Below are 10,302 nucleotides of genomic sequence, written 5' to 3'. Positions count from 1 at the left end.
GTGTACTCAGGGGTTGACCCCGGCGGGCAGCCGGTACGGGCCAAACCGCACCGGCACGGCCCCGTGCGCCCCGACCGAGATGCCGGGGGCGGGGCGCTCGGCGGCCTCCGCCTCGAACGGCGACAGCCCGAGGACGTGGTCGATGTGGCCGTGGGAGTAGACGGCGGTGACGACCGGCGCGGTGCTGCGTGCCCGCACCGCCTCGTGCAGCGCGGCCGCGGTGTTGCGGTCGCCGGTGTCGAAGAGGACCAGGCCGTCGGCCGTCTCGAAGACGTAGACGTTGCCGGTCGCCGCCCACATCCATACACCGTCGTCGATCAGGCGGAGCCCGTCCCGGCGAAGCTCACCCTTGTAGTAGGCGAACAGCGGCTCGTCACCGCGCCAGGCGCGGTCCGCGTAGTCCTCGAGTTCCTTGTCCATCGACACTCCCGGTCCGGTCGCAGGGATCGTGCAAACGGGTCGGCCGGACGAATGCAGGCCGAAGGCCGGCCGCGGCGGCAGCGCCGGACACGACCGGACTGCCGCAGCGGCCGGCGGGACGACCGGGACGGCGGCCTCAGCGGTTCTGGCCGGCCGCCTCCGGGGCGTCCTGCGTCCGCCGGAACCGGCCGACCGCGCGGCGCACCGGACCGGTCACCATGCGGGCCAGGCCGCGGGTGACGAACAGCCGGCTGTCCCGCTGGAAGGCATCCTGGTCGTTGTCGTGCGGGAAGGCGACGATGGGCACTCCCACACCGAGGAACTTACACAAGGTGGGCCATCCTTCCGATACTCGATAAACCAGGAGGCGCTCAGCCGGAACGCATTCCTGGACGTCGCGGATGTGCTTTTCGAACACCTCGACGGCGTATTTCTCGTCCTGAATCGGCCCGTCCCCGAAATGGCGGCGGAAAACACCGTCGAAGATCTCGTTGAACGCACCGAAACGCCGATCGAGGGCCCGCAGCGGCAACTGCATGGCGGGGACGAGGAGGCGGCTGAACAGATCCTGCCGGTACGCCATGAAAATGGTGCGCATGCACGAGCGGTGCCATTGCACCGGATCGCGCACGGTCAGGATGACCTTCGCCTCCGGGTACCGCTCCACCAACTCGCGCCAGAACGCCGCGGCGGGCCAGTCGACAGTGGACCGGTAGCCGGCGAACACCTGGTCCCAGTCCACGTCGGCCCCGCCCACAGCCGCCTGCCAGTCGGCCAGCCGGGCGGGGTCCTTGAGGATCTCCTTCGTGTGGTACGTGGGACCCATCCCGAGAATGTTGAGAGCTTCCCGCAGCGAGGCGGTGCCGGTACGGCCGAAGCCGACGCCGATGACCTCCATGTCGTGGGTTCCTCCTGCCGATCGCCGGGTCGACCCCCACCGTCAGGTGCGCGCCGTGGCCTTGCGGAACAGTGCCGTCGCCAGTGGCACGAAGACCACCAGCAGGCCGAGCGACCACAGGACCGACGCCAGGGCGTCCCCGCCCGGTGAGACGCCGTTGAAGTAGTCGCGCGCCGCGTTGATGGTCAGCGTGACCGGGCTGTTGTCGCTGAACGGCCGCAGCCAGCCGGGCATCGACTCGGACGGCACGAACGCCGAGCTGACGAAGCCGAGCAGGAACATCCACGGCATCGCGGTGCTCTGCGCACCCTCGGCGCTGGAGGCGGTGACGCCCACGATCGACAGCACCCAGCAGAGCGCGAAGCCGAACAGCAGCAGCACGCCGATCCCCGCCAGCACCTGCAGGAACGTGCCGTGCAGCCGGAACCCGAAGGCGTACCCGACCGCACCGGTGACCACGAGCGCGATCAGGTTGCGGAAGGTCTCGGCCAGGGTGCGGCCGATCAGCACCGCGCTGTCGCTCATCGGCAGCGAGCGGAACCGGTCCATCATGCCGTTGCGGAGGTCCTCCGCGATGCCCACGCACATGCCGGCGATGCCGCCGAAGACGACGATCTGCCCGAAGACGCCGGGCAGCACGAACTGCTTGTAGTCGCCGCCCGGCACCGAGATGGCGCCGCCGAACACATAGGTGAAGAGGATGAAGAACATCATCGGCTGCAGGATCGCCGCCATCAGCTGGTCGGGGCGGCGCTGCATGTGCCGGATGTTGCGGCCGGCCAGCAGCAGGACGTCACCCACGAACCAGCCGGGCCCCCGCCGCTCGGGCGGCGCCTCCCACGCCGGCGTGGGGGTGTCCCGCTGCCGGGTCGTCGATTCGTCGACGGTCACTTGCCCTCTCCCTTCCGAGCGGACGACGTGGCGGCGCCGGCCGCGGCGGCGCGGCTGCCGGTCAGGGCCAGGAAGACGTCGTCGAGGGTGGGGCGCCGGACCACATGGGTCGCCACCCGGATGTCGTGGTCGGCCAGCCGGTTCAGCGCGTCGGCGACCCGGACGAGATCGTCGCCCATCCGCGCGGTGATCTGCGCCAGCGGCCGGTCGACGACGGGCTCCTCGGCACCCGGCGCCCGCAGCAGGGCGACCGCGTCGTCGAGCCGGGAGGGATCCTCCAGGACGAACTCCACACGGTCTCCGCCGACGCGCGACTTCAGCTCCGACGGAGTCCCCTGGGCCACCGCCCGCCCCTTGTCGAGCACGGTGATCGTCTTCGCCAGCCGGTCGGCCTCGTCCAGATACTGCGTCGTCAGCAGGACGGTGGTGCCCTCACGGACCAGCATCTCGATCTCGGTCCACAACCCGAGCCGTGACTCCAGGTCGAGGCCGGTGGTGGGCTCGTCGAGGAAGAGCACGCGCGGGCGGATGAGGATGCTCGTGGCGAGGTCGAGCCGTCGCCGGGTGCCGCCCGAGTAGGTCTTCACCTGCTTGTCGGCGACCTCGTCCAGACCGAAGCGGGTGAGCACCTCACCGGTGCGTCGGCGGGCCTCGGCCCGGCCGATGCGGTAGAGCCGGGCCACCAGTTCGACGTTCTCCCGGCCGGTGAGGACCGGGTCGACGGCGGCGAACTGGCCGGTGAGCCCGATCATCGAACGGACCCGCCCCGGCTGCTTCGCCGCGTCGACGCCGTAGATCTCGACGGTGCCGGAGTCGGCCCGCAGCAGAGTGGACAGAATCCGCACCGTCGTCGTCTTGCCGGCGCCGTTGGGGCCGAGCAGGCCCACCACAGTGCCGGGCGCGGCGTCCAGCGACAAGGCGCTGACAACCTTACTTTTGCCTAGCTGCTTGCTGATGTCTCGCGCTCTGATCGCGTCCGCCATGGCGACACCCTATCATCCGCTATATTTTCGCGCAGTTATCGAGCTTGCGTTTCGCGTAGTGTCAGTCGAGCTGACGGAGCCGTACCGGCAGCGACGCGAAGTCGCGGAGCGGTATCGTGCGCCGCCGCACCGGCGGGGCGGCCAGAACCAGCCCGGGAGCGGCGGCGCGCAGCCGGCGGAGCAACACGGCGATCTCCAGTCTGGCCAGACCCGCGCCGAGGCAGTAGTGGATGCCGGCGCCGAAGCTCAGCGGCATGGGACCGGTGCGGCCCGGGTCGAACACGTCCGCGTCCGGGAACGCCTCCGGATCCCGGTTCGCGGACCCGATCAGCAGCCGCACCTGGGACCCCTGTGGAACAACGACCCCGCCCAGTTCCACGTCCGCGCCGGTGAAGCGCAGGCCGGGTGCGACCTGCACCGACGACTCGAAGCGCAGCGTCTCCTCGACGAACCTGCGGGTGCCGTCCTCGGTGTCCAGCCAGCGTCCGCGCCCGGGGTCCTCCAGCAGCAGCAACACCGCGTTGTCGATGGCGGTGGCAGTCGTCTCGAAGCCGGCCGACCAGAGGGTGAACAGCAGGGTACGAAGCTCGGCGTCGTCGAGGCTGCCGTCCTCGGCGTCACGCACCTGCACGAGCGCCGAGACCAGGTCGTCCCGCGGATCCCGGCGGCGCTGCGCGATCATGGCGTCGAAGTAGGTGCCCAGCTCGCGGAACGCCTCGTCGGCCCGCCGGACCGCGTCAGGTGTCGCGGCCGGGTCGACGACGTTCATCATCTCGGGCACGTTGCGGGCCAGCGACTCGCGGTCCGGCTCCGGGATGCCGAGCAGGTCGGACATCATGTGCATCGGCATCGGCACCGAGACGTCGGTGTGCAGATCGACTGTGGCCCCGTCGACCAGCCGCTCCAGCACGTCCGAGACGAGCCGGTCCGACCACCGTTCCATGGAGGCCTGCATGTCGGCCACCCGGCGGCTGGTGAACCCGTGCCCGATCAGCTTGCGCAGCCGGGTGTGCTTGGGCGGGTTGCTGCCCACCAGCGAGCTGACCAGCACGTCGTACGCCTCGTGCTCGACGGCCTGCGGGAACATCTGCGCCATCGCGTCCGGGTGCGCGCCGGGGAAGACCTCGGCGTGCTTGAGCACGTACTGCACGTCGGCGTACCGGCTCACCAGGTACGCGCCGAACTGGCTGCGGTAGACCGGCGCGGCCTCGCGCAGCCAGGAGTAGATCGGGTACGGGTCGGCGGCGGCGGCCGGCGACATGAGCTGGATCAGGGCGTCCGGCGCCCCGGTCTCGACCTGGTCGGACAGGGTCATCGCAGCTGCCTTCCTCGGAGGGTGACGACGCGGGTCAGGTCCAGCCGTGCTGGTGCGACGGCGAGGGCCGGGGCGAGGTCAGGTTCTGCGCCCGGACCATCGAGTCGCGGAAGAAGCCGCAGATGATCTCGCGCTCCTCGCGCTGCAGCTCGGCCGGGAGGTTCTCCCAGTTGTCCACGAAGATCTGGAAGAGACTGCGGCCCACGCCGGCCGGCTCGATGTAGAGCTTGCCGTTGAGCTCGACCGGCCACGAGGCCCGGCGCAGGCCGAACTCCAGCCACGGCAGGTAGGAGGGGAACTGCTGGTTGGGCTCCACGTGGCGGTGCACCGACATCTCCACCACGCCGCTGGCGTCACCCATGATCAGCGTGAGCTTGTCGCCGTCGGTGAACGTGCCGAAGCGGCGCTGCAACCAGTAGCGCAGCGACTCCGGCTTGGTCAGCAGCTCCCAGGCGTCGTACGGCGTGGACTCCAGCTCGATCTGCACGTACGGGCCCATCCGCCGCCACGGCCAGCGCCACGTCGTGCCGGTACGCAGGTAGCCGGCGAGCTGGTCGAGGATCCCCGGCCAGCCGTTGCCGTTCCAGCCGCGCCAGTCCGACGGTGAGTTCAGGGCCTCCTCGGTCGCGGTGATCCGGGTGCCGCCGTCGCCGGTGGCGTCCAGTTCCCAGACGACCCGGGTGGCCGGTCCGACGCCGACCCAGCGCCAGAAGTACTTGAGCTCGGCGTGGCCGTCACGCGGCGGCTCCGCCACGAGCGGCCGGCAGTGGAAGAACTCGCCGTCCTCGAAGTCGAGCAGGACGTCGCTGCCGACGGCGGTCAGTGAGCCCCGGCACCGCGCCAGCCAGGAGCGGATCTCCTCCGGCGTGGTGAGCGCCTGCCAGACCCGCTCGATCGGGTTCGGGATCTCGACGACCGCGACGAGGCGTTCCCAGCGGTCCTGCACGATGGAGCGGGCCTGGATCGCGTTGAGCGGTGGAAAGGTGTCCAGGGCCCGCGACGGTTCGAGTTCGGCGAAGTCCGGCCAGGACGTCTCCGTGGTGTGTGCTCCGTTCAGCTCTGCCGATTCGACGGACACGGTCTGCCTCCCTGGGGTGCGACCTGGGCCGGCTCGAGGACGGCGGACGCTCACCGGGCCGCTGACGGGCACCACTGATCACCGGTCGCCGCCGGTGTGGCGTCGATCGGTGCGTGGGAGTCAGGATCAGGTGCGTCGCGTGCCGCCGTCCGGGGCCGGAACGCGTACGCCGATCGTAGGAAGGCCGGGGGTCTCGCCGCTTCTCGCAACTTGCGCAGCGCGCCGATCCCCCCGGGGTCAGCCCTTGAGCACCCGGCCGGCGCCGAGCAGCTCGACGGCCTGGGTGATCCGCCGGGCCCGGGTCTCCGGCCGCTTGGCGCCGGTGATCCAGGTGACGTACTCCTTGGTCCGCGAGTAGGACAGCGTGGCGAAGAAGGCCTGGGCGTCGGGATGCTCGCCGAGCGCGGCGGTCAGGTCGTCGGGCACCTCCACGGTGCGCGCCTCGGTGTCCGGTTCCAGGGTGACGCGCACGTCGTCTCCCGCCTCCACCCCGGCGGCGGCGCGTACGGTCTTGTTGACCACGATGTACCGGTTGCCGTTCGGCCCGGTCATCACCGAGCCGGCGTACGGCGTGTCGTTGATCCGGCCGGTCACCGGGATCCGCGCCGCGGTGCCCAGCCGGCCGGCGATCGCGGGCGGGACGGTGACATAGGTCCACGCCCCGACCTGCTCGCACACGAGTGTGCCGCCGAACGTCTCGCTCATCTGCGCTCCCTCACCTCTCGTCCGCGGACCGGCGGCGTCACACCGGGGCGGGCCCCACGTCGGCCAGCCGGTCCGTGGAAACCGCCACGTCGGGGGTGATGCCGAGCAGCCGCAGGCAACGGGTGACCGCCGCCGGCACACCGACCGCCGCGACCTGCCCGCTGACCAGCGCCTCGATCGGGTCGAGCTGCCGCATGCCCAGGCTGAAGAAGCTGCGCGCGTCGGTGCGGACGGTCAGCGACGGCGCGCCGGCCGGCCCGGCGACGACCTCGGCGTGACCGGCCCGCACGTCGACGTGGAAGATCTCGTCGTCGACCCGGAACTCGTAGCTCTCGTCGATCTCGCCGGTGCGTGCGTCGTCCACCATGGCCTCGATGGCGAGGACGGCCCAGGACGCGCGTACCGTTGACCCGGTGGGGAGCTCGTGCCCCGCGGCGTATGCCAGCCCGAAGCGGGACAGCCCGAGGATCGGCTCGTGCAGCGAGCGGCCCAGGTCGGTCAGCTGGTAGCCACCGGTGCGCTTGCGGGGTTCGGTGGGCGTCAGCAGGCCGGCGTCGACGAGCGCGGCGAGCCGGGCGGCGAGCAGGTTGGTGCCGATACCGGGTAGCGCTTCCAGTAACTGATTGTAGCGACGAGGGCCGTGCAGTAGTTCGCGAATGACGAGCAAGGTCCACCGCTCGCCCACCACATCCAATGCGTAAGCGAGGGCACACTGCTGGTCATACGACCGTTTCCCGCGGGCCCCGTTCACTTCGTCCACCCTCCGGCTGTCATGCTACTTGAGTATTGCATGACAATGTGGTGGCGGCGAGTGACCGCCTACCCGGGCGGTACCGACAGGCGGGCCAGCTCCCGCGCGCAGTCCGCGGCGGCCGTCCAGGCGGCGGCGAACCGGCGGCGCAGCGCGTGCGCACGGGTGTCCGGCAGCCCGAGATGGCGCCAGCCCTGGTGGCTGAACTCCAGCCGCTGACGGTCGGCCAGCCGGTGCAGGGCCAGCTCGGCGGTGGTGCCGGCGCCGCGCTCGGTGATCTGCACGGTGAACGTCACCGTCCCCTCCCGCACCGACCAGTCGTCGAGCGGGAAACGACGTGGCCCGTCGGCGTCCACCACGAAGAACCAGGCGGGCCGGAAGCCGTCGCTCGCCACCGGGAGCCACCGGTAGAGCAGCGACGGTTCGAACGCGTCCCAGCCCGGTGGCAGGTCGACCGAGCCGTCGATGTCGGACCGCCAGTCGTAGCGCGTCGAGCGTCCGGTGCGCAGGTACCCGTCGAGTCGTTGCAGGAAGTCGGTCCAGCCGGCGCGCATCTGCTCGATCTCGGCCGGCGGCCGCACCGGGTCGGCGTCCTCGACGGTGAGCCGCGCGCCGCCGGCGGTGGGCTCGGCCCGCCAGGTGATGTGCTGCTCGGGCCCGACGCCGAGGAACGACCAGGTGAACTCGATGAGCCGGTCGTCGACGACGCGCACCGGCGTGACCACGAAGAAGTCACCGTCGCCGAAGTCGATCCGCCACGGCGTCCGGACGTGCCAGTCGCCGCGCGTGGTGCCGAACCAGGCGGCGAGACGGACCGGGTCGGTCAGGGCCGCCCACAGCTCGTCCACGCCGACCGGCACGGTGATCGCCGTCCGGACCGGAGGCGCGCCGAGAAGCCGTCGACCCCGGTCACCCCTGTGGTCGTCCATCGTCTCTCCTCCCGGCCAGCGAGCGCGGGCCGGACCATGTCGCGTCCGGCCCGCGTCCATCTCACTGCTACATCGCGTCCTTGGCGAGGTAACCGCCCATGGTGAACCGCAGGCTGGTCACGTACGCCACCGGGTCCTTCTCCGGGTACCGGGTGTCGTGCAGCGGCAGCATCCGGTAGATCTGGCCCTTGCCGGGCGAGCCGGCCGGCGGGATCTGCCGGACGTCGTCGATGGTCAGGATGATCGGTTCCTTGTTCATCAGCTTCAGGCCGAGCTTCGGCATGTCGAAGATGGCACCGACCGCCATCCGGCAGGCCTTCGCCGACGGCCCCTCACCGGCGTACGGGTCGAAGGGGGTGCGGATCTGACCGGTCGACAGGCAGTCGGGGTTCAGCGTGACGGTGATCTCGCCGAGTTCCTCGCAGCTGCCGGTCATCTTCATCTCGATCAGGTTCGTGTAGACCTCGGCGGTCGCCCAGTCCTCGGAGGTCGGCTCCGAGCGCACGACCCGGACGTAGCCCTCGAACGGCACTGTGTACTCGCCGACGCCGGGCACGGCGAACGTGTCGACCGAGGTGATGCCGAGGTTGTCGATGCCGGGGACCGGCGGCGTCCACGGCTTGACCTCCGTGCCGACGTACCGGTTCGGGACGCCGTCGGTGGGAACCGGCCGGCCGTAGATCACGGAGGGCTTGCTGGCGGGGGCTGTCATTGTCTTCTCCTCCTGAGAGTTCGGCGCGGCCTCGGCCGCCCGGACGCATCGCATGGATCGTGGGAACGGATGCGGGGTGCCTCGCCCGTCAGGGCATCAGCGTGGTGTGGTCGCAGCAGGTCAGGCCGGGCTCGTCCGCGACGCCGTCCTGGTCGGAGTCGATCTCGCCGTCGACGGTGGAGTACACGTCACGCGAGTTCATGTCGATGCGGCCGTCGCCGTCCCAGTCGTTCAGCTTGCCCTTGAACGTGCCGAGGATGAAGGCGTTGGTCATCGGGCCGACCTCGGGGTCGTGCAGCGTGGACAGCACGCCGTTGCCCGGGGTGAGGACCTGCTCGATCGAGCGGCCCGCGATGCGGGCCAGGTTCACGTAGCCCCAGCCCTGGAAGCGGCCGCGGACGTAGCGGATCGCGGCCTCCTCGCGGATCTGGAACTTCGGCTCCAGGTGCCAGGTGCCGTACCGGGCGAAGCCGATGTTCGCCTTGCGCACGCCCTCGCTCGGGTCGTCGGCGCGACCGGACTTGAAGAACGTCCGCGGCACCAGCGACTCGAAGAAGAAGTTGCCCCGGTCGCGGCGCGTCCGGTCGGTGAAGCCGCGGAACAGGTAGTTGTCGCAGTGCGGCGAGCCGTCGGCGTGCAGGCCGGAGATCGTCTTGGCGATCACCAGCTGGCGCTCGCGGGTCTGCACGTTGGGGCAGGCGTGGGCCTGGCCGTAGATCCGCGCGAGGCCCTGCGGGGCCAGCGAGATCTTGCCCCAGTGCGTGTTCGACTCGTCGAGACGCACGTACAGGTCACAGTGGATCAGCAGGTAGATGGTCTCGTCGAAGGTGCGGCCCGGCGTGTAGAGGGCGTCCCGGCCGTCGAACGACGGGTCACCGCTCTGCAGCTCGCTGATGAACAGCTTGGACCACTCGGCGATCTCCGGGTCGGCGTCACCGAGGAACTTCTGCAGCGTCGAGATCGCCTGGGCACCGCCCAGCTTCTCGATCGCCCACAGCGCGTCCCACCGCACCTCCCGGTTGGTGTCGTGCCGGACGACCTGCTCCAGCAGCTCGAAGGCGTCGGCCTGGTCGCGGTCGGCGTACTCGTACATCGCCTGCTCGCGCATGGCCGGGTCGGCGTGGTGCAGGGCGTCGTGCCGCAGCTCGTCGTTGGTGCGGTTGTCGAGCCGGATCGCCACCCGGTTGAGGGCGTAGCCGAAGTCGCTCGCCCACGCCGCCGGGTCGCCGGCCACCAGCCGGGGATCCACGTTGCTCAGGGTGGTGCGGTACGCGAAGTTGAGCGCGTCGCGCTGCTCGGTGCCGAGATCCTCGAGCAGCGCGGTTTCCTGCGGCCACGTCCGGACCTCACCGTCGGCGGACACTGGAGACTTGTTGCATAGGTCGATCGCCATCTCGCATTCCCTTCGGTCGGTTCCGTCAGGCTCAACATCGACGACGCTATAGAAAAATGAACCTGGACACTTCTCACGCCTTTCCATCCCTCCCTAAGCTGTCAGTACATGTAGCGATCGGGGGCTCCGATGGTGGCTTACACGCCCACGTCCGTACCGCGCTCGTCCCTCCCGCAGATGTCCGGCCGCGCCGCCGCCTGGGCGGCGATCACGGCCCGGCACCTCGC

General features: G+C 70.4%; 11 protein-coding genes. All 11 read right to left on the bottom strand.

The annotated features are described in order from the left end of the window. Positions 1–6: 6 nt before the first annotated feature. Positions 7–420 carry an MBL fold metallo-hydrolase gene (locus tag AC2CHG_RS26850; protein ID WP_484525845.1) on the bottom strand — a complete coding sequence of 138 codons (414 nt, stop codon included), beginning with the start codon at positions 418–420 and terminating at the stop codon, positions 7–9. Positions 421–556: 136 nt separating this feature from the next. After that, positions 557–1,318, bottom strand: coding sequence for a sulfotransferase family protein (locus tag AC2CHG_RS26845; protein ID WP_262014300.1), 762 nt, complete (start codon positions 1,316–1,318; stop codon positions 557–559). A gap of 42 nt (positions 1,319–1,360) precedes the next feature. Then, positions 1,361–2,209 carry an ABC transporter permease gene (locus tag AC2CHG_RS26840; RefSeq protein WP_135239627.1) on the bottom strand — a complete coding sequence of 283 codons (849 nt, stop codon included), beginning with the start codon at positions 2,207–2,209 and terminating at the stop codon, positions 1,361–1,363. Further along, on the bottom strand, positions 2,206–3,126 hold the full coding sequence (locus AC2CHG_RS26835; RefSeq protein ID WP_262014299.1) for an ATP-binding cassette domain-containing protein: 921 nt from the start codon (positions 3,124–3,126) through the stop codon (positions 2,206–2,208). Before AC2CHG_RS26835 ends, AC2CHG_RS26840 begins: the two co-directional genes overlap by 4 nt. 127 nt (positions 3,127–3,253) lie before the next feature. Beyond that, positions 3,254–4,507 carry a cytochrome P450 gene (locus AC2CHG_RS26830; RefSeq protein ID WP_484525844.1) on the bottom strand — a complete coding sequence of 418 codons (1,254 nt, stop codon included), beginning with the start codon at positions 4,505–4,507 and terminating at the stop codon, positions 3,254–3,256. A gap of 34 nt (positions 4,508–4,541) precedes the next feature. Then, positions 4,542–5,585 carry an SRPBCC family protein gene (locus AC2CHG_RS26825; protein ID WP_262014297.1) on the bottom strand — a complete coding sequence of 348 codons (1,044 nt, stop codon included), beginning with the start codon at positions 5,583–5,585 and terminating at the stop codon, positions 4,542–4,544. A gap of 237 nt (positions 5,586–5,822) precedes the next feature. Next, positions 5,823–6,290: a YdeI/OmpD-associated family protein gene (locus tag AC2CHG_RS26820; RefSeq protein WP_262014296.1), complete on the bottom strand. Its 468-nt coding sequence runs from the start codon at positions 6,288–6,290 to the stop codon at positions 5,823–5,825. 37 nt (positions 6,291–6,327) lie between these two features. Next, positions 6,328–7,041, bottom strand: coding sequence for a winged helix-turn-helix transcriptional regulator (locus tag AC2CHG_RS26815; RefSeq protein ID WP_262014308.1), 714 nt, complete (start codon positions 7,039–7,041; stop codon positions 6,328–6,330). 68 nt (positions 7,042–7,109) lie between these two features. Then, positions 7,110–7,970, bottom strand: a complete 861-nt coding sequence (locus tag AC2CHG_RS26810) for an SRPBCC family protein (protein WP_484525843.1) — start codon at positions 7,968–7,970, stop codon at positions 7,110–7,112. A gap of 67 nt (positions 7,971–8,037) precedes the next feature. Beyond that, positions 8,038–8,682: a DUF6073 family protein gene (locus AC2CHG_RS26805; RefSeq protein WP_128137189.1), complete on the bottom strand. Its 645-nt coding sequence runs from the start codon at positions 8,680–8,682 to the stop codon at positions 8,038–8,040. Positions 8,683–8,770: 88 nt separating this feature from the next. Then, complete coding sequence (locus AC2CHG_RS26800; RefSeq protein WP_269696721.1) at positions 8,771–10,075, bottom strand: HEAT repeat domain-containing protein; 1,305 nt, start codon at positions 10,073–10,075, stop codon at positions 8,771–8,773. Between the last annotated feature and the right edge of the window lie 227 nt (positions 10,076–10,302).

The organism is Micromonospora sp. ATLC20, assembly GCF_057196585.1.
This window is presented reverse-complemented; position numbering and strand designations above follow the sequence as displayed.

Bases quoted from the DNA above. Each gene is read 5' to 3' on its own strand.
- AC2CHG_RS26830 (WP_484525844.1), bottom strand. From the start codon at position 4,507: ATGACCCTGTCCGACCAGGTCGAGACCGGGGCGCCGGACGCCCTGATC.
- AC2CHG_RS26810 (WP_484525843.1), bottom strand. From the start codon at position 7,970: ATGGACGACCACAGGGGTGACCGGGGTCGACGGCTTCTCGGCGCGCCT.
- AC2CHG_RS26800 (WP_269696721.1), bottom strand. From the start codon at position 10,075: ATGGCGATCGACCTATGCAACAAGTCTCCAGTGTCCGCCGACGGTGAG.
- AC2CHG_RS26805 (WP_128137189.1), bottom strand. From the start codon at position 8,682: ATGACAGCCCCCGCCAGCAAGCCCTCCGTGATCTACGGCCGGCCGGTT.
- AC2CHG_RS26850 (WP_484525845.1), bottom strand. From the start codon at position 420: ATGGACAAGGAACTCGAGGACTACGCGGACCGCGCCTGGCGCGGTGAC.
- AC2CHG_RS26845 (WP_262014300.1), bottom strand. From the start codon at position 1,318: ATGGAGGTCATCGGCGTCGGCTTCGGCCGTACCGGCACCGCCTCGCTG.
- AC2CHG_RS26820 (WP_262014296.1), bottom strand. From the start codon at position 6,290: ATGAGCGAGACGTTCGGCGGCACACTCGTGTGCGAGCAGGTCGGGGCG.